Here is a 22953-nt window from a genome sequence, read left to right as displayed (position 1 = left end):
TAGTGGTGGACACAGCAAACCCTTCCAATCCAACCATACCACCTCAATTGCAGGCGGAATTCGATGCGCTTGTCCGGCTTTCGGCAAAAGTGGGGCAAGATCCTCTGCTGGTGCAGGGGGCTGGTGGCAACACATCGTTGAAAATCGGTGATGTGATGTGGATCAAGGCATCAGGCACCAATCTGGGTGATGCGCTTGAACGGAATATTTTTGTGCCAACCGCATGGAAGGACATTGCTCGTTCGCTAAAAGAAGGATCACCCGAGGCTGACCAACCTGCGGCTTTTCTGCTTGGTGATGGAAGTTTGCGACCTTCAATCGATACCTGTCTTCATGCGATTTTCGATGCGGCGGTTGTTGTGCATGTCCACTGTGTTTCGACCATCGCGCTAGCTGTTTTGCGCGATGGAGAACAGCGCATCAAACAACGCCTGCCAGATATTGAATGGGCGTGGGTGCCTTATCGGAGGCCAGGAGCGGAGCTGGGACGAATGCTCCTTGAAAGACGCAGGACGGAAAATGTCGCGATTCTTGGCAATCACGGCCTGCTGGTCGCAGCAAATAGTGTGGCAGAAGCGGAAATCTTGTTGGAAGAGGTTTGCTACAAGCTCCGGCTTGTAGCGGCCTCCGGTGCGGGAAAGACTCCCGATCCCGCACCGGATGGTTATAAGCCACTGACGACGGATCACGCTCTGGCCAAGGCAATGACAGTTCAACGCCTTCGTGAAATTGCGTTGGGCGGCAACATGTATCCCGATCATGTCATCTTTTGCGGGCCGAAGATCGGCAGCGCCGAAAAGCCTTCGGGCGAAATTCTGATCGTCGATCCGGAAGGCCGCGTATTTATCAAAGCAGACGCGAATACGGGGGCCGAAGCACTCGCAGGCTGTCTTGGCAATGTTCTGCTACGCCTTCCAGACCATATCGAGGTCAATTATCTGACCATTGAGGATGCTGCTTCCCTGCTGAACTGGGATGCAGAAAAATACCGGCAGAGTTTGAATGTCTGAAAAACTTTATCTCGGAATCGATCTCGGCACATCAGGGGCGCGTGCTGTGGTGATCGATGATCAGTCGAGGCAGATTTCATCAGGCAGAGCAACGATTGAAGGCAATCATCGCAGCCCTGTTCAATGGCATCGCGCAATGGAAGTCGCGTTGGATAAAGCCCTTTCAAGCGTGGAGCGCAAAAAAATTCACGCAGTGGCTGTCGACGGCACATCGGGTAGTGTCCTGCCTGTCGATAATGCAGGCAGACCGCTGGCCGATGCGCTGATGTATAACGATCCACCGTCAGACCTGCATGCAGCTGCCGCGTTGCAAGGATTGTTGGAGCCGGGAAGCCTTGCAGGCGTTCCAGCGCTACTGCGCGCGCAGTCCTTCCTGTCGCTACATCCAGCGCATATCTTGCATCAAGCTGATTGGCTTACCTTCCTGTTTTCCGGACGCTTTGTTTCCGATGACAACAACGCGCTTAAAACAGGCTATTCTTCTCTCACACGAAGCTGGCCCGAATGGATGGCCCAGCACGCGCTGTACCCGGCGCTCCCCGATGTTGTTGAACCCGGTACGATCATTGGCACCATCACGCAAAATGCTGCAAAACGCTTTGCGCTATCGCCCAGAACCCTTGTGATTGCGGGCACCACTGATGGCTGCGCATCCTTTATCGCTTCCGGTGCGCGTGAACCGGGCGATGCGGTTTCGGTTCTTGGGACGACACTGACTTTGAAATTGCTTTCCAACAAGCCCATCAATGCGCCGGAATTTGGAATTTACAGTCACCGGCTGCTGGGAAACTGGCTGGCAGGCGGTGCCTCAAACGCGGGCGGCGCAGCCTTGCTTAGTCACTTCACCGCTGATGAAATGACAGCGCTGAGTGCCATGGTCAATCCAGACAAACCAACGGGTCTCAACTACTATCCTTTACCCAGCAAGGGCGAGCGCTTTCCGGTCAATGATCCTGAATTGCCACCCCGATTAACGCCGCGTCCGGACGATGCTGCCACTTTTCTTCAAGGAATGTTTGAGGGGATAGCCACTATCGAAGCGAAGGGTTACGCTTTACTTGAAAAATTGGGAGCACCAGCTTTGAGGTCTGTTCGTTCGATGGGAGGCGGCGCCAAGAATTTGCAATGGACAGCCATTCGCTCCAGAAGTCTTGGCGTGCCTGTTATCAATGCCGCGTCCGATGAAGCCGCATCTGGTGCTGCCCGACTGGCTCTTATTGGAGCGAACAATGCTTGAAATAGTGGACCTGTTGAAAGTGGCTTCACAGTTCGATGCATTTTTCATCGATCAGTTTGGGGTTCTGCTGGATGGTGAGAGGCCCTATCCGGGTGCGCGAGAAGCATTAGCGGCGCTCAGCGATCTTGGAAAACCGATTCTTCTTCTATCGAATTCCGGAAAGCGGGGCGAAGCCAATGCCCGCCGGCTGGTTCAACTTGGGTTTGCGCGGAGCTTGTTTCAGGAAGTCTTAAGTTCCGGCGAAGTTGCGCACGCACAATTGGCTTCGGCTATCGGCATCCATTTGCCGCCAAAGCCAAAAATCTGGCTTCATTCACGCGATGGCGATTTGTCTGCTGTTGAAAATCTTCCGGTCGAATTGGTTCAAGCGCCAGAGAGTGCTGATTTACTGCTGCTGGCTGCCAGCAATGCGGATAGGATATCACTCGACGAATATTCGCATTTGTTAAGATCGGCGGCGGACCGCAACATTCCATGTTGGTGTACCAACCCGGATATCGTCATGCTCACGGCTCATGGACCAAAGCCAGGCGCTGGACGAATAGCGCAGGAATATGGCGCAATCGGCGGGTCGGTTACGCTTATCGGCAAACCCTATCCCATGATCTATCAGGAAGCGGCACGAAGACTGGAGTTGAAAAATCCACGCGTGCTTTGCATCGGTGACAGTATCGAACATGACATTGCAGGCGGCTTCACTGCGGGGCACAAGACCTGTCTTGTGGGTAGCGGAATTCACGCGCGCTCATCCATCAAGGATTTGGAGTTGGAAGCAAGAGAAAGTGGAGTGATGTTCGATTACTACATCACCGCTTTCCGATTGAAGGAAGAGTAGCGGCTACGTTTTTTCGTGCGCGGGTAAGCAACAGAGGATGGGAAACGTTTATTGGATCATCGTGCAGGATATTTCGGGGCGCCTCAGATTTGGCGGTTGTGTTGCAAAAATCCAATTTGAACGGAGCGCGGCTTAACTCTGGACGCGATTAAGCAGCGAGGGTTTGGAACTTTTGTTTGATAGATAGTGCATTTCGTTATTTAAAGACTTCTTGCTGTTAGTCTCTTCAAGTCGGCTCTCTGCTTCGCATTGCGATATCGCTATTCCGTTGGTCTCACTCCCAGCAATGGAGGGTTGAATGATCGAGATCAATGCCGGGTTCCGCCATCATTTCCTTGCGATTGCGCAGGCTCAATTGCAAACCAGGTACTACCGGACGCACAGCGGGCCCAAGGGAGTGACAGTACCGGATGCGTTGTGTTGCACAAGAAATTACGACACGAGCAATTTTTGCCATTCTTCGCCAAACAGCCTGCTTGCACAGTGGCGATGGAAGCGTGTTCCAGCAGTCATCATTGGGGCCGTCGGAGGGGCGTCCATCCCAGCACAACCGTCATCCGTCCCGCTCATCCCGAATTTCCACACGACCTCGTTCCGACGCCATCACCGCCTTATTTTAGTCATCGCGTGCTTTGCATGGAAACTTGTAGAGGTAGGATCGGTTGACAAAGAGGGCTGTTTGCTTGAGCGGCCAAACCCCTGCGGCCGTCATGGGGGATATCAGGCTGGGCTCCTACATCGCCAATAATCAGCGCGCGAAAAGACGCCAGTTAAGAAAAGTCAGAGTTTCAGGTGGGTTCGACCACATTTACGCTTTCGAGAGCGTCGTCGCGGCTTCGTAAGCGAAAGTCGTGCGTGAACGGAAGGTGACAGGGGCACGTTCGATCGAAGCGTAGAATTTTGAACCAATGTTGTTCGCCCCTCATAAAAGCAGCTGGTGATAATGATAAGAGGCATCCGGGGCACTTAATAGGTCTATATCCAACACACCCTGTTTCGGGTCGATGAACGATGGAACCGACAGCGATCGATTGCGTTGCCTGTATGAGGAGGAACAAACATGTCGATACGGTTTCATATAGCAGCGCTGCTTAGTATCGTCGTTAATGCGGTTGTTTTTGGCATCGGCGCGATAACGGTACTCTCGGTGCCATCTCTTGCACTAGAGGCGAAAATGCTTCTGCCGCTATGTGTAGCGACGAGCTTGATCGTTGCTCCACCTATTTCTTGGTGGTTCGCGCCGCGTTTGCGAAACAGATACTGGCGTCAGCGCACTCCCACACATGTGTAGTTTACCTGTGCCCTTCCCTTGTTGAAAGTCAACATGGTGGGCCTAATTCAGTTGATAGCCTGGAGCAACATTATGTCAGAAACAGACCCAAAACGTGCTTGGAAAATAGCGGCAGATAACCGTGTGTGCTTTTACGGGTGGAATGGGAAGCAAGTCCCAATGACACCCATTGTGCGTGAAGAAGAGGGAACGATTTATTTCCTTGCCGATGTAGACAGTGAAAAAGTGACTGATATTCACGGGAAATTACCTGTGCAGCTTACTTTTTCCAACGAATCCTCCAATGACTATTTGTTCATCGCAGCGGATGCTCAAATCTCAAATGACCGCTCCAAGATCAAAGAATTATGGACCCCTTTTGCAAAAGCATTCTGGGATTCAGAGGATGACCCGGACATCCGACTGATCGTGGTTTCTCCAAACCATGCAGAATTCTGGGACGGCCCGGGCAGGGTCGCTGCAACAGCAAAAATGCTTTTTGCGTCTGTCACCGGCAACAAACCCGATATGGGCGATAATCGCGAAACCGGAATGTAGAACGGGCAGACGGAAAGAACTGTCCTGGGTTTAGAGTTAGCTTTGCCCAAATTTGTCCACTGCTAACATGAGCTGGCTTTTCCGGAGCAGCACAACCGCTGACCTCCGGAACCGCCAACAACGTGGCTAGGACTGTAACTCGGTTTCATCGACGGGGTGGCATGCAGGCGTCGTTTCATAATCGAACATCTTAAGATTGGCCGCCGTAGAAACCTGATTTCTCGCCGACCGGTGTTCAAACCATAAATCGCAGCATCATTATTGCAAATGACACGGTGATAGCGCCGCCTATGCGGGTGGCGATCTGCGCAAATGGCATGAGTTCCATTCTGTTGGAAGCCGTCAAGATTGCGATGTCGCCCGTGCCGCCCTGACCACTGTGGCAGCCTGCAACAATCGCAGTATCGATCGGATAGAGCCTGACCCATCTTGCGGTAATGAAGCCTGTTGCAATGAGGGAGGAGACTGTGGCAAACACAGTCACCACTGTTGGAAGCGTGAACACGGCGATGAAAGTATCCCACGGTGTCAGTGCCACGCCCATCGCAAACAGAAGGGGCCAGGTCACAATGGTGGAAAAGAACCGGTAAACTTGCCGGCTACCGTTTTCGATAACCTCATCAAACAGCCGCCCGATCTTTGCCGCAACGACGAGAAAAAGCATGGTTATCGGTGCGGGAAAAGCGGTTAGCTTCTGGATATACACGCCCAGCAGATACAGGCTAACGATCGTAATACCGGCGGCGGCAACATCTTTGATTTCAAGGGGTTTGGACGATATCCTCACTTTTGATCGCACATTATCTGTACCCGGCTGCAATTGCCCCTCGCCCGTGAAATTTGGACGATATTTTCCCAGCAGGTTGAGTAGGCCGCAGAGAAGAACGGCGGTAAAACTCGCGAGCATCACGACTGGGATGATCTGTGCGAACAAGGTATCCTGCGGCTGATGCAGGATGAGAGAATATCCCACAGAAAGCGGTATTGCCCCCTCACCCAGGCCTCCGGCCATAATGGGGGCGACGATGAAGAACAAACTGTGCGAGGCAGTTAATCCCATCGCCATGCCCACAAGGGTGCCGACGATAAACGCTACAATGGAACCTGCAGCAAGCGGAACAAGGATCTTCAAAAATCCTTGCACCAGCACCTAGCGGTCCATGCTGATGATACTTCCGACAATGATAGCGGAGATATAAAGATAGAGGAAATTTGACTGCTTGCAGAATGTCGTGACAGCGGCCGCGACTGACGGCGGAATAACCCCATAGAAGACTGCGGCAGAAGGCACGACGAATGTCATGATGGGAGCGCCGCCCATCAAGCCGAGAATAGGGATCCGCCTGCCCAGCTCCATGAAAAAGAATCCACCAACCGACAGAATGCCAATTGCCATCGTCAAATCAGAAGGAACCTTGTCGATTGATACGAAGCCGATGATCAGCAGTGTTAAAAGCAGATAGATTGGAAGCGGCACAACGCCGATGCGTAGGCTCTGCGCGAACCAGAATCCTGCACGCCAGTCTACTTTGTTAGCTTTTTGATTTGTCAACTTACGATGAACCATTTTTCCTCGTCAATGGAATGAAACGTCCCGCTGTCGAGCATCCCATTTGGGTCTTGCAGACGCTCTGCATCTATCGTCGAGGGAACGCTGCAGAAGCGAAAAGAGAATGTTTTTCTGAGTGCTAGGATGTTTTGTTTACAAAGAGATGATGAACGCCTTCCCCACAGATCAATCCTTGCTTCGGCAAAGATCGCATCACAAGGAGTCGTGGGTTGTGCGCTTTGACCTGCAGGCGCGGTGGTCCAATCACCGCAACATTTTTGGGTCAGCCTTCCAGAACTGTTCGCTTGATGGAGACTCATCGCGACGCACGCTTCCGCGCCTGTTTGGCACGGCGAGTGTCGGGTATGTTAGCAAGGCATAAAATATCATCAAAAATTTGGTCAATCACTACACATAAGTTCTAGTTTGAGAGCTGAATGAATTGCCGTAGCATTTTTATGAGCGCAATTCCCCAGATGTAGGGATGCCGCTGGAAAGGGCAGAAGGAGGCACACCGGCGGCTCGAGTGGCCTGGGCTTTAGCGACCAGCTATGATCGATTGCAGGAAACATCCCAATGAGCGATGGGATGCGTCTTGGTCACACCTGTGGGGAAGATGCTCTGGGTCAACGGCTTCCGCTGTCCTGCCAAAACTTGCGGAAATCATAGATGCGGAGTTTGCGCTTCCGAACGGGAGTTGAAGACAAGCCTATTCAAGCACAGAACGCAGGAGCCTCTCCAGAATGCATCCAGCATTTCACGGAGAGCCAATCGATGAACGGTTTGAGACAGCCCTTGTAACCAGACGAGCAAGCCCGCCTCATTTTGACTCAGGACATCCAGCGATGACGTGTCCACAGCCACGACTTGTAAACAGGTCCCCCACTGTGAGACGCCGCCCTTGCACCTTATGCAGCAACAACGACCCTACGAGCGCCTGCTAGGGCAGTCGGCCGCTCCCGCCTTCGTGCTGACGCTCCATAAATTTGCGGGTCAGTTGCACAAGGCATTCGTGAGCTTCCGCTTCCGTAAGTCCGGTCTGGAGTTTCCCGTCGAACTCGGCGGGTTCGTTCCTGTAGGCTTCAATGACCGACCAGGTTCCGTCATCATCTTCTCTAAGCTTATAGCCGTTCTCAATCATATCGTCCGTCCTCATGCCTCAGATACCCGGGCAGCGGCATCTTTGCTGATTGATCCCAAATACATGTCGCCGGTGCATGTCCTAAGGTCTGGGCCAAGCAGGCCCAAACTGTTTCATGTCTGCGACGCTGCCCTCGGCAAGCGTCTGTTGATATCTGCTAAAACGCATCTGATCTCACGGGGTTCCGTTTGACACCCTATTTGGACTGCGCGGAGATTGATGATTTTCTCATTTCAGTACGCACAACACGCAGCATTCGTTGCGTGGCAAGGAATTGAGCCATACTGGCTGGTGTTAAACGCACAGCTGCAAGCGTCGCTTTATACTAAATAGAACAGCTATTTGCTAAAGAGAGCTTATGTCTTGAACTAAGGTCATTCTCTCATTTGAAGTGGCAGCACTCGCCACGCGCCTCCCTTCGCTTGCACACGTGCTAGTATAGCCCTGCTCAAGGGAAGAAGCGTTCCGATCGCCGATGCTTATACAGCCTACGATGCCCGCGCCCGACAGTCACTCATAGGGCGCCTCAGACAGCAAGGCTGCTGCCATTACCGGCTGCGGTACGAGATCATTTGTGCGGCAGAACTCCACAATCCAGTAAACATGTGCGGAGGCAACCCTGTAATAAACGGTTTGCTGCACTCTGCGACGTTCCAGAAGGTTGAGCCGCCGCAATGCTGCCAGATGCTGCGAAATGGCAGAATGGCCGGTTCGCATGGCGCGTGCGATCTCGCCAACCGACTTTTCTTCCTCAAGAAGAAAATACAGGACGAGCAAACGCTTCCGATATCCAATGACACGGAAAAATGCGGCTGCCGCATCGAATTTCTTCTCGAGTTTTTCCGACTGAGGAAAACGTTCCATCAATACCCCGTCTTAACTGAATTCAGCCCACGAGGATCTTCGTTCATTGACCAGACCGACGGGGCCAGAAATGGTTTCACATAAACACGATCCTGTCGGCCAGGATCACCAACGCTGATGCCAAAAATGCAACAAGGATGGAAACCCGCCTCGATAAAGCCGACAAACGATGCGCTGCGTAAGCATTCCCGGACGCCTCCACTTTCCGAACCCAGACGACGGCCGCTGCCATTCATCGGGAGGAGTACGCCCACCAGACCATCCGATCCCTATGCTCGGCCAACCTTGACTTCCCATCCCTGAACCGTATCTGTGGCTCGAAAGGTTGGCGCTGTCAGGAAGGCAAGAACTACGACGGAAATCCGTGTGGGCTTATTCTATTCCTTTCGACCACCCAAGAAAATCCCAATTATTTATTGAGGGGATGCTTGCCGAACGACGAAAATCCGGACTTGCCGAAGCGAGGACAAAGGGCCTGGCACAATGCGTTGCGCGGTCAACGACCGCATAATTGGACATGGCAGCGGTGGCGCTATCCTTGATGTGCGTTCAAAATCGGGTCTTTCGAGCGCTTACTGTCTCTTAACATGGCTTTGGCTATGTCGCCTTTTGCAACTTTACCTGATAATTTCCGTTTCATATGCGCTTTCCTATCATGTTCGGGGACCTAATTTGTATCTTGAAATCATCATTGTCGTGCTTCTCACGCTTCTAAACGGTGTTCTGGCCATGTCTGAGCTTGCCGTTGTGTCATCACGGCCGGCGCGCCTACGCGTTATGGCCGACAAGGGAAGCAGGGGCGCCCAGATTGCTATTTCCCTGGCGGAAACCCCGGGACGTTTTCTCTCGACCGTGCAGATTGGCATTACATTGGTCGGCATTTTGTCAGGTGCATTTTCGGGCGCCACGCTGGGCGCGAGACTGACCGGCTGGTTGGTCAATCAGGGTTTGTCCCCTTCAATTGCCGATGCATTGGGTGTGGGGTCAGTGGTGGTCTGCATTACCTATCTCTCGCTGATTGTTGGTGAGCTGGTCCCCAAGCAGATCGCCTTGCGTGAGCCGGAAGTCGTTGCAAGCCGCGTTGCTCCCGCCATGGTTCTTCTGTCAAAACTTGCGGCGCCATTGGTGTGGTTGCTCGATACATCCGGCCGACTTGTGCTCAAAATGCTCGGGCAATCGGGGCAATCTGGAGACAGTGTCACCGATGAGGAAATCAAATCCGTGCTTGCAGAAGCACACCACGCCGGCGTGATTGAGACGGAAGAATCGCGGATGATCGCCGGCGTGATGCGTCTGGCTGATCGGACCGCTCGGGGGTTGATGACGCCGCGGCTCGATGTGGAAATGGTGGATATTTCGGACGATATCGAGACGATTCGCGACCAGCTCAAAAGCAGCAGTCGCTCCCGGCTTCCGGTTCGTGGTGAGGATTCTGAGGAAATTATCGGTGTGCTCCAGGCTCGTGACTTCTTTCATCACCTCTCAACGAGTGGCGATGTGCGGATCCGCGACATCGTCAAGGATGTTCCGGTGGTTTCCGACTTTTCCGATGCGCTGGACGTGGTTGAAGCAATCCGCGGTACTCCAACCCATATGGTGCTTGTCTATGACGAGTACGGTCATTTTGAGGGCGTCGTCACTGCCGGCGACGTGATGGAAGCCATTATTGGTGTCATGCAGGAAGACCACGTTGCAGAACAGGCCATCGTGCGGCGCGCCGATGGCTCCTATCTTGTTTCTGGCTGGATGCCGATTGACGAATTTTCCGAGTTCATGCGCTTTCCGATTGAGGATGATGTTGAATACAATACGATTGCCGGCTACGTCCTGGAGGAGCTCAAGCATCTGCCAGACGTCGGCGAAAGCTTCAGTCGGAATGGATGGACCTTCGAGATCGTCGACCTGGATGGCCGACGCATTGACAAATTGCTGGTCAGTTCGCAACAGCAGGATGCAGGATAAAGGTGGCGCGCGATGTCAGCGCGCGCCATTTCTGCCTAGCTTTTATGATGGACGGATTGCAATGCGTAGACGGGGGTGGATATCCCCTCCATTCGCGCCTTGAGCTGAAGCGACAAATATTGCGAATAATGCCGCGATTGATGCAGGTTGCCGCCATGGAACCACAGCGCTTCCTGCTGCGTCGGCTTCCACATATTGCGCTGTTCACCTTCCCACGGCCCGGGATCCTTGGGCGTTTCAGAACCCAAACCCCAGACCTTGCCCACCTTGTCTGCCGTTTCCTTGTCAATAATGTCCTCAACCCAGCCATTCATGGACCCATAGCCGGTTGCATAAACGATCAGATCGGCCGGCAATTCCGTGCCGTCGACAAGTCTGACACTGTTGTCTGTGATCTCATTAATTTGCCCCGAAGCAAGCTTGATCTTGCCGTCAATGATGAGCTGGGAAGCACCAATATCGATATAGTAGCCGGACCCGCGTCGCAGATATTTGAGAAACAGCCCCGATCCATCGGAACCAAAATCGAGTTGGAAGCCAGCTTTTTCAAGTGCTGAGTAGAAATCGGCGTCGATCTCACGGATCCTGTCGTAGATTGGTATCTGGAACTCATGCATGATACGATAGGGAAGCGAAGCGAAGATCAGATCGGCCTTGGCGGTCGTGATGCCGTTCTGCACCGCCTCTTCCGAGTAGAGTGCGCCCAGCCCATGTTTCATCAAAGGCTCCGAGCGGACGATATGCGTCGATGAGCGCTGAACCATCGTCACATCAACCCCAGCTTCGCAAAGGGCTGCACAAATATCGTGGGCAGAATTGTTCGACCCGATGACCACGACCTTCTTGCCCTGATAGCCGTCCGGTCCCGGATGCTGGGACGAATGTTGCTGCTCGCCCTCAAAATGATCCTGTCCTTTGATGCTCGGAACATTCGGCTTGCCTGACATGCCGGTAGCAAAAACCAGGTGTTTGGGCCGCAGCGTGATTTCTTCGCCATCTCGGTCGATGACAACCGACCACTCCTTGTTGCTATCGTTCCATTTTGCCGACTTCACCGTGGAATGCGTCCAGTAATTAAGCTCCATCACCTTTGTGTAGAACTCCAGCCAGTCGCCAATCTTGTCTTTCGGCGCAAAAATCGGCCAGTTTTTCGGGAAGTCAATATAAGGCAGATGATCGTACCAAACCGGGTCATGCAGACAGAGAGACTTGTAGCGCTTGCGCCATGAGTCCCCCGGACGCGCATTGCGCTCGACAATGATCGTTGGGACCCCGAGCTGACGCAGGCGCGCGCCCAGCGCTATGCCGCCCTGCCCCCCACCGATCACCAGCACATAGGGCTGTGTCTGATAACCAAGGCTACGCTCCTCCTCTTCGCGCTCTTCCTTCCAGGTCTTCGCACCAAGATTCTCACCGTGCTTTGCCCCGAGCGGCCGGGTCAAGCCGGATCTTTCCTCATGGCCTTTCAACTCCGACATGACGGTGAGAAGCGTCCATATTTTTCCGCCCTTCAGACGAATAAGTCCGTAGCCGCGTGCGACTTCAGTTTCAAAACAGATCCAGCTTTCCGTTACACCATCTGCATCCGTCGCCGCTTCCCCCGGCGCAACACGCCATTGAACCGGCTTTATCAACTGTAATTGCGATTGCAGCATGTCACGCAGCTGCTCATGCCCCTCCACAGTTTTGATATTCCAGGTGAAGGCAACCAAATCGCGCCAGTAGCAATCATCTACAAACATCGAAACCGCCTCGTCGATGCGGCCCGCTTCAAGTGCTGCGCCGAACCTTTCGAGCAAGGCCTGCACGCGCACGTTTGGTGTTTTCTCAAGCATTAAATTTCCTCCCATAGATGTTGGCGCCTAGCTCTCCCAAGCGCGGCGTTGCATGCGTCAGCGTTTAAGATCGATCAGTATTTTGAGCTGGGTGCCGGCAGGGTCGAGCAGGCTGTCAAAGCCTTCTCTAACGGCATCCTGCAACGCGATTGTCTTGGTCACGATGTTTTTTGCTGGGATCTGGCCGCTCGCAATCAGCCTGGCGACACGCGGCCAATAATGCGTGGGATAGGCCCATGCACCCCGGATATCGATATCCTTGAAAGTGACATCGAACCAGTTGAGCGGGTTTTCATGCGGGTGAAGACCGGTCTGTACCACCACGCCCTGTTTGCGCACGGCATCGGTGCAGTTTTTCAAGGCATGTTCATTGCCAACACATTCGATAGCTACGTCACAGCCGACATTGCCTTCAGTTGCCGCACGCACCACCTCGCCAACATCCTCTAGTTTCGGATTGATGGTATGCACATCACCGAGCTTTTCCCGGGCAAGCTGCAACCGCGTTTCATTGAGATCAGACAGAAATAGCTGCGAAGCGCCTGCGGCGCGTGCTGCCATTGCAACCAGAATGCCAATAGGGCCAGCGCCCGTCACCAGCACACTGTTGCCAGCCGTGACACCGCCACGATCGCAGGCGTAAACCGCTACCGCCGCAGGTTCGATCAACGCCGCTTCTTCATCACTGAGGTTATCGGGAATCGGCTGGACATTGTAACTGTTGAGCAAAGCCTGTTGGGCCATGCCGCCCGAATGCCAGGACAATCCCGCAAGTGCCAGACTGGTGCTTAAATGATAAAGACCTCTTTGGGCAAAATAATCGCCCGCGCGCGGCATGATCAAGGGTTGTACCGACACGCGGTCCCCGATCTTGACGTGGCTGACATCCGCACCCACCGCTTTGACCACCCCGCCAAATTCATGCCCCAGGATCTGGGGGGCAATCGCTTTGGTATAGGGATGCGGCTTTGTAGGAATGAAAATGGGACCATAGGCATATTCGTGCAGATCGGTCCCGCAAATACCACAGAAACGGTTTTGGACCACGACCTGATCCGGGCCGGGATCAACAGGTGGTGGCACGTCTTCAACGCGCAGATCCTTGGCAGCATAAAAGCGCAATGCACGCATATATTTCTCCTCCATTTGCCTCATGGGAAGAAAAAGCAAGCCGCATGCCAATTGCTGTTCAAAGAATAGGTTACTGTTTTCGTATGATTTTATCCTCGGGAGACGATTCAGCCTAAACGGATGCAACAGGTTGGATGCAACAGGTGTTGCAACTCCTGCATCATATTTGGGACTGTTTCAGTCGACGATGGATCGTCGACCGATTGACGCCCAGTTTTCGAGCCAGCGCTGAGATATTGTTGCCGCAGGCGTCAAGCTGACTGCGCAGGGTTGGCTGATCATTGTTCTCAAAAATATCCGGTTGAAGATGATCGGGCAGACAGTCGGTGGTAATGATCTGACTGGCCGCCATTGCCGCTGCAACACGCAACGTATTGTCCAGCTCACGCAGATTTCCCGGCCAGCGATAGACAGCGAGTTTCGCCTTCGCTGAGCGGTCAATCGTGAGCTTTTCACCCTCTTCATCCCCGATGCGGCGCAAGAGGTGGTCAACGAGACTATCGAAGTCTTGCCGGTTGCGCAGTGCAGGCAGGGTCAGTGTCGCCGCATTGAGACGATAAAGCAGATCTTCGCGAAACCGGCCCTGGGCGGCGAGAACTGCCAGATCATGATGGGATGCTGACAACAGCCGGAACTTGACGGGCTTCGGTTTCAGCGCACCCACCGGCTGGATTTCGCTTTCCGAGAGAACACGCAACAATCGGCTCTGCAGGACAAGCGGCATATCGCCAATCTCGTCGAGGAACAAGGTGCCGCCATTGGCCGCCTCAATGAGCCCGATCTTTCCCTTTTGCGTCGCACCGGTGAAAGCACCTGCCACATAGCCGAACAACTCGGATTCGATGAGCTGTTCGGGTATAGCCGCGCAATTGACCGCAATAAACGGACCGGGTTTAGCGCTGCTGTCGTGAATGGCGCGTGCCAGATATTCCTTGCCGCTGCCGGTTTCACCCCTGATTAGAATGGGGAGATGGCGGTCCGCAAGTCGTGCGGCGCGGGCCTGGAGCGCCTCCATGGCCGGATCACCGAAACTCAACTGACGAAGGGCGGCAGGCAAACGGGTGGCCTGACTGGGCGTTGAGGTGCGGAAACTGCTGACAGGGGCAATCGCACTTGCAAACAGGGTGAGACCGTTGCGCGCCTCAAGCAGACGCTCACCGTTAGGTCGTCCTCGCATCAGCGTCGGAAATTGCTCGATCTCGATATCGAAGACGTCGGAAATCGGCTTGCCGATGAACTGTCTTGTCGCAAGATCAGGGCGGCCCATCGCGCGCGCAACTGCGCCAAAGCCGCCATGCGTCAGGCCCGTGATGATACCATTGCCGTTGACGGTGAGTGCTGCATCCGGATCGACATCGAGAAAATCCGGTAATTTTGCCAGACGCAGAACCCAGTCTTCGCCCGCTCGGGTCATCAAATTGGCAAGCTCGATCCGCCGCGCGGTTGACGCAACCAGATGCAACGCCAATTGCTGGCTGGCTTTTGCCGTTGGTGAGCGCAGCTGCGATATATCGAGCACCGCCGAAAGATCACCGAACTTATCGAAAATGGGCGCAGCCGTGCAGGTCAAGCCGATGTGGCAGGCATCAAAATGATCGTCCTGATGAATGATTACCGGTTTGCCCGAAACCATGCAGGCGCCGACGGCACATGTTCCTGCACGATCTTCCGACCATTCCGATCCGAGATAAAGACCCGCCTTGCGCAACTGATTATCGAATGTCGGATCGCCCATGAATTCAACCGTGACGCCGCGCGCATCTGAAAGCAGCAAAACATAATTCTGATCTGCAACCTGCCTGAAGAGGGCTTCAAGACCGCTACGCCCGATGCGAATAAGTTCCTCCGATTGCTCGCGATGCTCACGCAGCAATGTATCGGGCACGATATAAGCTTGCTGGGTCTGAGCGGGATTAAGTTGATAATCGTTGAGACAACGTAGCCAGGATTGGATCACCGGACGATCACGATCCGAGGCGCCACCCATGGCGACGCGCTCAATCTCCTTGATGTGCGACAGTGCCGACACCATGATCCTCCTCCTCTGGCCAATGCTGGCACAAGTCAGACGTTGCTTCAAGTCGCGATCATGACCGTGTTCAACCGTGCATAGGCATTCTTTCGCCGTCCCTTTCACGACTTGCCATCTCATATGAAGGTGATTAAATTACTCATCTTTAATCCCTGACAGCTGGCACCGCCAGGTGGTCGCCTTGACGAGGACATTTCTCAGATTGAGCTTTTGGCATTCGATGATTTGGAACGCGGACGGTATCCGTGTGACCGCCCCGGTGAAATGGCGCGTTCTGGACGGATTGGTCAGCGTCTTTTGGGAGGCTGAAAGTCCCTCCGGCGCTTCGGGTTATTTCCTGTCACATGATCCGCGCATCATGATCTTCTTCCAGGATGTCTCGTCGAAAATTCGCATATCGAACCAGCAGCGCTTTGGCGAAAGCCACCGACGACCCATGGCGCGGGCAATTTACATTCCGGCTGGTGTACCGCTGTGGACAAGCACGGTCGCAGCGCACCGCTTTTCTCATCTCAATCTACACTTTCACAAAGATCGCCTGCTCAAATATCTGCGTCCATCCCTTGGGATCTCGCTCGCGATGACCACGATGCGCAGCCCTGTTGAACTGCATGATATCGGCGCCCTTGAAGTGCTCGCAAAGTTGCTCGAAGAGGAAGTCAGCAATCCCTCTCAGCACACATTGTATGTCGAGAATCTCATCGGCACTATATTAGCACGAATGCTTGTCACTGCGTGTGACCAGAAGAGGCCGGGCAATGGCCGATTGACACAAGCTCAGTTGAACAAGCTCAACGCAAGAATAGGCGTCAGTCACAATGGTCGCCTCAGTGTTTCAGAGATGGCCGCAACTGTGGGTCTGTCCGAAAGCTGGTTTTCGAATGTGTTTAAACAGACCACAGGCCAGACACCGTTACAATGGCAGTTGGCCAAGCGGATTGATCGCGCACAGGAGCTTTTGCGCTTCAAGGAGGCCACAGTGGCGGAGGTGGCCGCTCAACTCGGCTTCACGGATCAAGCCCACCTAACCAAAGTGTTCCGACAGGTGGTGGGCGAAACTCCGGCCGCCTGGCGCCGGCTTGATCATAACGGCCTTTAATCGCTGTTCGGCGGCGCTCCTTGCGCCCGATCATAAAGCGCACGCAGTGATCCTTTACCAGCTCCGACGCAATGTCGCGGTGATTTCACGGCCCGGATTATAGAAATCTGCGCCAAAGCCACCATAGGCCACATATTTCTTGTCGAACAGATTGCTGACATTGACTTCAAGGGTCGACTTATCCAGGAATTCATAACTGAGCGCCGCATCGAAGACCACACTCGCATCAGCGCCCGAATTATTGGCGGCCGTGAAATAATAGGCCCCGGTATAGCGCGTCCCCAGGCCAAGGGTAAGATTTCCGATCTTGCCGTGGCCAGGCAGGGTATAGTTGGCCCATAATGAAGCCAGATGATTAGAGACAAATTGCGGTTTGTTGCCTTCCGTTCCGTCTCCCCCGTTCTCTACAATTTCGGGATCAAGGTAGGAGTAGGCCGCGGTGAGACTGAAATGATCCGTGATTTCCGCCTTGGCTTCAAGATCAATGCCCCGGACGCGGATTTCACCAATCGTGCTTGGCTGCGCAGTGATGGGATCAGTGATCGAGATATTGTTCTTCGTCAGGTCATAGAGCGCAAGCGTGAACAGCGCTGGAAAGGCTTCCGGGCGATATTTGACACCAACTTCAAACTGCTCGCCGCGCTCCGGATCCACACCGATGGCGGGTGGGGCCACTGACTGCGCATAGCTGCCATAGACAGCCCATGCGTCACTGACCTTATAGGTGAGGCCAAATCGGCTGGTCAGCTCATCGAAATCCGCTTGGGTGCTGCTGTTTCTGATCAAGTTTGTCTGCTGCAAATCCAGCCAGTCATTGCGCAGGCCGATGCTGGCAATCCATTTCTCGGCTATTGTCAAATCCTGCTGCAGATAAAGCGCTGTCGTCCTTTGCTTGCTGGCGACATTGCTAAAGAGCGGCACGCTCGCCGGCGCTCCTGTGTAAACCGGATTTGTCCAGTCTATACTCGGTGCGCTCCCAAACCGCGTCGCGTTGTTGGCTTTGTAATCATTATATTGCAGGCCAAGCATGGTGCGACTTTTCACATTGGCAAAATCCGTTTCATAGGTCACATTCGCATCGCCAATAAAATTGTTTCCCGACGCTTCATTGCCAAAGTAGGAGCGTCCGGCAATGGTCGAACCATCAGAAGGCGTCGAGGATATGTAGGCATAGCCGAAATCCGTGCTCTGCTTGCTGTAGCGGCTATTGACACGCAGGCTGAACCCGTTGCCGAAATCATGATCAAACATGGCGCTGACGCTGTTTCGATCCGTACCGCGGTAATTATAGTCAGGTTCCCCAAAAAAGCGGCTGCGGCTGAAATCCGTGCCCACCGGATGGCCACCGCTGCCTGGCACACCGTTTTTATGAAGGTGATCAAAAACAATCGTCAGATTGGTGGCGTCATCGGGTCGCCAAGTCAAACCACCCATAATGAACTTTTCATCATCGCGGGAGTAATCATATTCGGCATCTCCATCGCGGAACTTTCCCGTCAACCGGTAGGACACTGTGTCATCAGGGGTAAGATTATTGCCAAAATCAAATCCCACTTCCTTGCGGCTGAATGAGCCACCTGTCACATAGGCTTCACCGAACCGTTCATTGCGCGGTCGCTTGCTGACATAATTAACTGAACCGCCGGGATCTGAAACACCAAAAACCGTTGAGTTTCCGCCCTTAAGAACCTCGACACGGTCGAAGGCATAGGGTTCTTCCCGAATGCCCCCAAACGGGCGTCCCAGGGGGAGGCCGTCGCGGTAAGTGGTTGCATCGAAGCCACGAATTTTAAAGAAATCAAAACGATCATCTGAACCGTAGAAGTCGGTGGAAACGCCGGCGGTGTACTGCAAGACCTGTTCAACACTCTGCGCTCCGCGCTGCTGGATTTCCTTTGCAGTAATAACCGACACAGAGGCGGAGGTTTCGAGAATATCCGTCGCCAGCTTGCTGCCACTCACCGTACGTGTCGCAACGATCGTGCTTCTATCATCATCGGAGCCCTTGCCATCAACAGTAATCGTCTCGAGGATGACCGTCGCAGTTTCGGGCTTTTGCTGCGGGATACTCTGCGCTCGACCATTCGCAGGCATCAACATCACCCATGCCGCACAACTGAGCAAGAGCTTGGTTCCTGTCCGCTCTGCGATTGACCGATTGTCTTCAGACAGTGTGCTTACCATGATGTTGTTCCGGATTAGAGCTTCGGTTACCAGCAGACACGTCCGGGGCGTGAGACAATAGCCTTGTCTGGCCCCCGCGATATCCCGCTATGTTGAGGGCTTTCCACTAACTTGAGACTATTTATCCAGTATTGTAAAATCCAGCATTATTGTAGAAAGCGACGGTTATTTCAGCGCAATATTGCCCGGCATTCGCTGCTGGCCTTGACGCTCGCGCTTTAAGCTGAGACTGAAACACAAGTTTTACAGCCCGCGAAAGTATCTCGATGCAAAGCCTTGTCCGCTCCCTGTTCCTTCTTGCTGCGATCTGTGGTGTGGTCTTGGCGCCCACAGCTGCGAAATCCGAGCAAGAACAAGGCTATCCAATTGTCGTAAAGCACGCTTTCGGAACGACGATGATTGAGAAAAAGCCGGTGAGAATTGCCAGTGTGGCTTGGGCCAATCACGAAGTCGCTCTTGCGTTGGGGGTTGTCCCCGTCGGCATGGCTGCGGCAAATTTCGGAGATGACGATGGCGACGGAGTCTTGCCCTGGGTCACAGAACGGCTGAACCAACTCGGTGCTGAAACGCCCGTGCTTTTCGACGAAGGTGATGGAATTGATTTTGAAGCGGTTGCGGCGACCAGCCCCGATCTGATCCTTGCGGCTTATTCGGGATTGAGCGAATCCGATTATCAGACATTAAGTCAGATCGCGCCAGTGGTTGCCTATCCCGATGCTGCTTGGTCGACCGACTGGCGCCAGATGATCCGGCTCAACAGCACCGCCATGGGCCTGGCAAGCCAAGGCGATGCACTGATCAACAAGATCGAATCCGAGATCACCGAAACGCTGGCGGCTTTTCCGCAGCTAAAAGCAAAGTCTGCGCTGTTCGTCACCCATCTTGATGCTGGCGATTTAAGCACCATTCATTTCTACACCACCAATGACACACGGGTGAAGTTTTTCCAGGATCTTGGCCTGGTTTCTCCCAAAAGCGTGATAGCAGCATCTGAACCCGGTCAGTTTTCCGGTTCCATCAGTTCGGAGCGGGTCGATCTGTTCGATGACGTCGATATTATCGTCACTTATGGTGGCCAATCTTTGTCTGCAGCCCTCAAATCAAACCCACTTTTGTCCAAACTGCCCGTGGTCAAAAATGATGCATTGGTTATGCTCGGTCGCGATCCGCTCGGCACCGCAGCCAATCCAACGCCCTTGTCGATCCCTTTCGTGCTGAAGGACTATGTTGCGCTGCTCGCAGGCGCTGCGGACAAATCGAAATGAACGCGGTTCGCCTCGATACATCAGCACATCACTATTACGCTGCCGGCTCCAATAAATCCCGACTGCTATGGCTGTTGTTACTCGCCACCATTCTTGTCTTGGCTAGTGGCCTCTCGATAGGTCTGGGGACGCGCGCCGTGTCATTGGCAGAAATCCTCAATGCGCTCAATGGGCATCGCGAAACGATGGGCGAAGCAGCCGTTGCGTTGAGGATCCCCAGGACGCTACTCGCGATCATTGCTGGCGCGGCTCTCGGCCTTGCCGGTTGTGTGATGCAGGGGATCACGCGCAATCCGCTGGCTGATCCTGGGATCCTGGGTGTGAATATGGGCGCCGCGCTTGCGATGGTGATCGCCATAGCTTGGTTCAACATCGGATCGACTTATGCTCCTATCTGGGTGGCCATTGGCGGCGCGGGCGCCGCGGCTACCTTTGTTTATATCGTGGGCTCGCTGGGTCGGGGGGGCGCCACCCCGCTCAAACTCGCTTTGGCTGGCGCTGCAACCTCTGTTGCCTTCTCTTCTCTCGTGGTGGCAATCATTCTGCCGCGGGCAGATCTGGCCGGCAGCATCCGCGCCTGGCAGATCGGCGGCGTGGGCGGCGCCACTTTCGATCGGATCGTCCATGTATTGCCGTTTCTGGTGTTTGGGCTGGTGATCAGTCTATTGAGTGCCCGAAAACTGAATTCACTCGCATTGGGCGAGGAACTTGCAGCGGGACTGGGAGAAAACGTCGCTTTCGCACGTCTTTGTGCAGCGATCGGAGCAATCTTCTTATGCGGCGCGACCACGGCTATTTGCGGTCCAATCGGCTTTGTAGGTCTCGTCGTGCCGCATCTGTGTCGTTTGCTAATTGGTGTCGATCATCGCTGGTTGCTACCCTTTTCGGCAATCACTGGCGCCGTCCTGCTTGTTACCTCCGACATAATCGGACGGGTCATTGCGCGGCCGACGGAGATTGATGTTGGAATTATAACCGCCTTCCTTGGCGCTCCATTCTTCATCTACATCGTCCGACGTCAGCGGGTTCGGGAGTTGTGACTATGTCTGGCTCGGTTTGCGATCAGCTTTTGCGCCGTCGCCAGGTCGCCATGCGGGCCCGACACCGCCGCTTGGCCTGTCTGATCGTCATTTTGATCGCAGCATTTGCGTTGACATTAACGCTGGGACAGTCCTTCACCCCACCGCATCTGGTGATCAAGGTGCTGCTCGGGCAAAGCGTCCCTGGAGCAAGCTTCACGGTGGGACAACTTCGGCTGCCGCGCGCGCTCCTGTCGGTTCTCGCGGGTTTGAGTTTCGGTCTGGGCGGAGTGGCGTTTCAGACCATGCTGCGCAATCCTCTTGCAAGCCCTGACATTATCGGGATCAGTTCGGGTGCCAGCGCCGCGGCCGTCTTTGCAATTGTTGTTCTCTCTATGAATGGTGCAGCCGTTTCCATCTTTGCGGTTCTCAGTGGTCTCGCCATTGCCATGCTGGTCTATGCTCTGTCCTTTCGAGATGGCGTGGCGGGAACCCGGCTCATTCTGGTGGGGATCGGGGTATCGGCCATGCTCGAAAGCTTCATCGCCTATGTTCTGTCGAGCGCCCCTGCCTGGAACCTGCAGGAAGCAATGCGCTGGCTCACCGGAAGCGTCAACGGCGCGCGACTGGATCAACTCGCTCCACTGCTTCTTGCCCTGATGATCTTTGGCGGGCTGCTGCTGAGCAGACAGCGAGATCTTGAAATCCTGCGACTGGGGGACGACACTGCTGCCGCATTGGGCACCAATGTGGCACGTACACGCGTCACTATCATCATCGCTGCGGTGGGGATGATTTCCTTTGCCACCGCCATTGCCGGTCCAATTTCGTTCGTCGCCTTTCTGTCCGGTCCGATTGCCGCACGCATTTTCCGCAGCAATGGATCGCTGTTGCTGCCTGCCGCCCTCATCGGCGCCATTCTTGTACTGGTGGGTGATTATATCGGTCAATTCCTGTTACCCGGACGCTACCCTGTCGGCGTTATCACCGGCGCTCTTGGCGCACCCTACCTGATCTATCTCATTATACGCGTCAACCGGACCGGGGGTACATTATGACTAACCTCTCTCTAGAAGTGAAAGGCTTATCAAGCGGTTACGGCGATAATCTGATCCTCAAGGAGCTTGACCTCACCATTGTTTCAGGAAAAATAACGGTGATCGTCGGCGCCAATGCCTGTGGCAAGTCAACCCTGCTGCGCACCATGTCACGTCTGCTCGTTCCGCAGCAGGGCACCGTGCTGCTCGATGGAAAATCCATCCATAAGATGCCTTCACGTATCCTTGCCCGTTCGCTCGGATTGCTGCCGCAATCGCCTATTGCACCCGATGGCATCAGTGTTGCCGATCTTGTCAGCCGCGGCCGACACCCCTATCAGGGTATCTTCTCCCGCTGGACCCGCGCCGATAATGAAGCGGTTGCCGCAGCGCTCTGTGCGACGAAAACCCTGCAACTCGCCGACAGGATGGTCGACGAACTGTCCGGCGGTCAGAAACAACGGGTTTGGATCGCCATGGCGCTCGCCCAGCAAACGAAGATCCTGCTGCTGGACGAGCCAACCACCTTCCTTGATATCAGTCATCAGGTCGAGGTCCTTGATCTGCTCACCGATCTCAACCGAGAGCGGCAGACAACCATTGTTATGGTGCTACATGACCTCAATCTTGCTGCGCGCTATGCCGATCATCTCATTGCCATAAAGGCGGGAAAGCTGCATATCGAAGGGCCGCCAGATGCCGTTCTGTGCGAAGATACCGTCCGCGCGGTTTTCAATCTCGACAGTCAGATCATTACCGACCCGACCTCGGGGCGCCCGATGATGCTGCCGATCGGCCGTTATCCCAAGCGATAAGCGCGGCCCTGCTGGAATTGTCGAAAGCGGATGCAGCAGTGACGTTTTTTTGGCCAGCTGCCTATTTTTTGTACAGCAGTAAACCTTTGTATGCGCAGGCAACCAGCAGC

General features: G+C 54.2%; 16 protein-coding genes and 1 pseudogene. 10 read left to right on the top strand and 7 right to left on the bottom strand.

The genetic code is table 11. From position 1 onward, the window contains the following. Nucleotides 1-2: 2 nt before the first annotated feature. The 4 genes from CEV34_RS15935 to CEV34_RS15915 all read left to right on the top strand — a co-directional run bounded on the left by CEV34_RS15935 (nucleotide 3) and on the right by CEV34_RS15915 (nucleotide 4910). Nucleotides 3-1010 (top strand): class II aldolase/adducin family protein, encoded by a 1008-nt coding sequence (locus CEV34_RS15935; protein WP_235819084.1) that lies wholly within the window; start codon nucleotides 3-5, stop codon nucleotides 1008-1010. Further along, entirely contained in the window at nucleotides 1003-2247 is a 1245-nt protein-coding gene (locus CEV34_RS15930; RefSeq protein ID WP_007880252.1) for an FGGY-family carbohydrate kinase, read from the top strand. The genes CEV34_RS15935 and CEV34_RS15930 overlap by 8 nt, the downstream gene beginning before the upstream one ends. After that, nucleotides 2240-3082, top strand: a complete 843-nt coding sequence (locus CEV34_RS15925; RefSeq protein ID WP_179253551.1) for a TIGR01459 family HAD-type hydrolase — start codon at nucleotides 2240-2242, stop codon at nucleotides 3080-3082. The genes CEV34_RS15930 and CEV34_RS15925 overlap by 8 nt, the downstream gene beginning before the upstream one ends. A 1363-nt stretch (nucleotides 3083-4445) precedes the next feature. Beyond that, nucleotides 4446-4910, top strand: coding sequence for a pyridoxamine 5'-phosphate oxidase family protein (locus CEV34_RS15915; protein ID WP_094543974.1), 465 nt, complete (start codon nucleotides 4446-4448; stop codon nucleotides 4908-4910). 235 nt (nucleotides 4911-5145) lie between these two features. On the opposite strand, the pseudogene CEV34_RS15910 reads toward CEV34_RS15915, so the two are convergent. The 3 genes and pseudogenes from CEV34_RS15910 to CEV34_RS15900 form a co-directional block, all read right to left on the bottom strand. Next, nucleotides 5146-6477, bottom strand: a pseudogene (locus CEV34_RS15910) (2-hydroxycarboxylate transporter family protein). A gap of 922 nt (nucleotides 6478-7399) precedes the next feature. Beyond that, complete coding sequence (locus CEV34_RS15905; protein ID WP_094543973.1) at nucleotides 7400-7615, bottom strand: hypothetical protein; 216 nt, start codon at nucleotides 7613-7615, stop codon at nucleotides 7400-7402. Nucleotides 7616-8110: 495 nt separating this feature from the next. Continuing rightward, nucleotides 8111-8464, bottom strand: a complete 354-nt coding sequence (locus tag CEV34_RS15900; RefSeq protein WP_094543972.1) for a metalloregulator ArsR/SmtB family transcription factor — start codon at nucleotides 8462-8464, stop codon at nucleotides 8111-8113. Nucleotides 8465-9136: 672 nt separating this feature from the next. Between CEV34_RS15900 and CEV34_RS15890 the strand changes: the two genes are divergently transcribed. Then, the gene (locus CEV34_RS15890) at nucleotides 9137-10426 is read left to right on the top strand and encodes a hemolysin family protein (protein WP_094543988.1); all 1290 of its coding nucleotides are present in this window, start codon (nucleotides 9137-9139) and stop codon (nucleotides 10424-10426) included. A 35-nt stretch (nucleotides 10427-10461) separates the two neighbouring features. Here CEV34_RS15890 and CEV34_RS15885 read toward each other — a convergent pair whose 3' ends face one another. From CEV34_RS15885 to CEV34_RS15875, 3 genes are all read right to left on the bottom strand, one after another. Further along, a complete protein-coding gene (locus CEV34_RS15885) occupies nucleotides 10462-12261 on the bottom strand; it encodes an NAD(P)/FAD-dependent oxidoreductase (RefSeq protein ID WP_094543970.1) in 1800 nt (599 codons plus the stop codon). A gap of 57 nt (nucleotides 12262-12318) precedes the next feature. Next, nucleotides 12319-13392 (bottom strand): 2,3-butanediol dehydrogenase, encoded by a 1074-nt coding sequence (locus tag CEV34_RS15880; protein ID WP_094543969.1) that lies wholly within the window; start codon nucleotides 13390-13392, stop codon nucleotides 12319-12321. Nucleotides 13393-13552: 160 nt separating this feature from the next. Beyond that, complete coding sequence (locus CEV34_RS15875) at nucleotides 13553-15424, bottom strand: sigma-54-dependent Fis family transcriptional regulator (RefSeq protein ID WP_094543968.1); 1872 nt, start codon at nucleotides 15422-15424, stop codon at nucleotides 13553-13555. A 202-nt stretch (nucleotides 15425-15626) separates the two neighbouring features. Here CEV34_RS15875 and CEV34_RS15870 point away from each other — a divergent pair, with 202 nt between their 5' ends. Next, on the top strand, nucleotides 15627-16523 hold the full coding sequence (locus CEV34_RS15870; RefSeq protein ID WP_162733924.1) for a helix-turn-helix domain-containing protein: 897 nt from the start codon (nucleotides 15627-15629) through the stop codon (nucleotides 16521-16523). A 54-nt stretch (nucleotides 16524-16577) separates the two neighbouring features. Here the strand turns inward: CEV34_RS15870 and CEV34_RS15865 are convergent, their stop codons facing one another. Next, nucleotides 16578-18707: a TonB-dependent siderophore receptor gene (locus CEV34_RS15865; protein WP_094543966.1), complete on the bottom strand. Its 2130-nt coding sequence runs from the start codon at nucleotides 18705-18707 to the stop codon at nucleotides 16578-16580. Between the two features lie 266 nt (nucleotides 18708-18973). Here CEV34_RS15865 and CEV34_RS15860 point away from each other — a divergent pair, with 266 nt between their 5' ends. From CEV34_RS15860 to CEV34_RS15845, 4 genes are read left to right on the top strand one after another with little or no spacing between them, the layout of a single operon-like run. Continuing rightward, nucleotides 18974-19972 (top strand): iron-siderophore ABC transporter substrate-binding protein, encoded by a 999-nt coding sequence (locus CEV34_RS15860; protein ID WP_094543965.1) that lies wholly within the window; start codon nucleotides 18974-18976, stop codon nucleotides 19970-19972. After that, complete coding sequence (locus tag CEV34_RS15855; RefSeq protein ID WP_094543964.1) at nucleotides 19969-21012, top strand: FecCD family ABC transporter permease; 1044 nt, start codon at nucleotides 19969-19971, stop codon at nucleotides 21010-21012. Before CEV34_RS15860 ends, CEV34_RS15855 begins: the two co-directional genes overlap by 4 nt. Before the next feature lie 50 nt (nucleotides 21013-21062). After that, on the top strand, nucleotides 21063-22049 hold the full coding sequence (locus CEV34_RS15850; RefSeq protein WP_235819087.1) for a FecCD family ABC transporter permease: 987 nt from the start codon (nucleotides 21063-21065) through the stop codon (nucleotides 22047-22049). Beyond that, nucleotides 22046-22843 (top strand): ABC transporter ATP-binding protein, encoded by a 798-nt coding sequence (locus CEV34_RS15845; protein ID WP_094543962.1) that lies wholly within the window; start codon nucleotides 22046-22048, stop codon nucleotides 22841-22843. The genes CEV34_RS15850 and CEV34_RS15845 overlap by 4 nt, the downstream gene beginning before the upstream one ends. Nucleotides 22844-22953: the final 110 nt, after the last annotated feature.

The sequence above is a fragment of the Brucella pseudogrignonensis genome, assembly GCF_002252525.1.
Classification (GTDB): domain Bacteria; phylum Pseudomonadota; class Alphaproteobacteria; order Rhizobiales; family Rhizobiaceae; genus Brucella; species Brucella pseudogrignonensis.
Note: the sequence above shows the minus strand (reverse complement) of the source record. Positions and strands in the feature narration are given on the sequence as shown.

What these genes read in the sequence shown, in the direction of transcription:
- CEV34_RS15930 (WP_007880252.1), top strand. Translation starts at nt 1,003, where the DNA reads ATGTCTGAAAAACTTTATCTCGGAATCGATCTCGGCACATCAGGGGCG.
- CEV34_RS15925 (WP_179253551.1), top strand. Translation starts at nt 2,240, where the DNA reads ATGCTTGAAATAGTGGACCTGTTGAAAGTGGCTTCACAGTTCGATGCA.
- CEV34_RS15915 (WP_094543974.1), top strand. Translation starts at nt 4,446, where the DNA reads ATGTCAGAAACAGACCCAAAACGTGCTTGGAAAATAGCGGCAGATAAC.
- CEV34_RS15905 (WP_094543973.1), bottom strand. Translation starts at nt 7,615, where the DNA reads ATGAGGACGGACGATATGATTGAGAACGGCTATAAGCTTAGAGAAGAT.
- CEV34_RS15900 (WP_094543972.1), bottom strand. Translation starts at nt 8,464, where the DNA reads ATGGAACGTTTTCCTCAGTCGGAAAAACTCGAGAAGAAATTCGATGCG.
- CEV34_RS15885 (WP_094543970.1), bottom strand. Translation starts at nt 12,261, where the DNA reads ATGCTTGAGAAAACACCAAACGTGCGCGTGCAGGCCTTGCTCGAAAGG.
- CEV34_RS15880 (WP_094543969.1), bottom strand. Translation starts at nt 13,392, where the DNA reads ATGCGTGCATTGCGCTTTTATGCTGCCAAGGATCTGCGCGTTGAAGAC.
- CEV34_RS15875 (WP_094543968.1), bottom strand. Translation starts at nt 15,424, where the DNA reads ATGGTGTCGGCACTGTCGCACATCAAGGAGATTGAGCGCGTCGCCATG.
- CEV34_RS15865 (WP_094543966.1), bottom strand. Translation starts at nt 18,707, where the DNA reads ATGGTAAGCACACTGTCTGAAGACAATCGGTCAATCGCAGAGCGGACA.
- CEV34_RS15860 (WP_094543965.1), top strand. Translation starts at nt 18,974, where the DNA reads ATGCAAAGCCTTGTCCGCTCCCTGTTCCTTCTTGCTGCGATCTGTGGT.
- CEV34_RS15855 (WP_094543964.1), top strand. Translation starts at nt 19,969, where the DNA reads ATGAACGCGGTTCGCCTCGATACATCAGCACATCACTATTACGCTGCC.
- CEV34_RS15850 (WP_235819087.1), top strand. Translation starts at nt 21,063, where the DNA reads ATGCGGGCCCGACACCGCCGCTTGGCCTGTCTGATCGTCATTTTGATC.
- CEV34_RS15845 (WP_094543962.1), top strand. Translation starts at nt 22,046, where the DNA reads ATGACTAACCTCTCTCTAGAAGTGAAAGGCTTATCAAGCGGTTACGGC.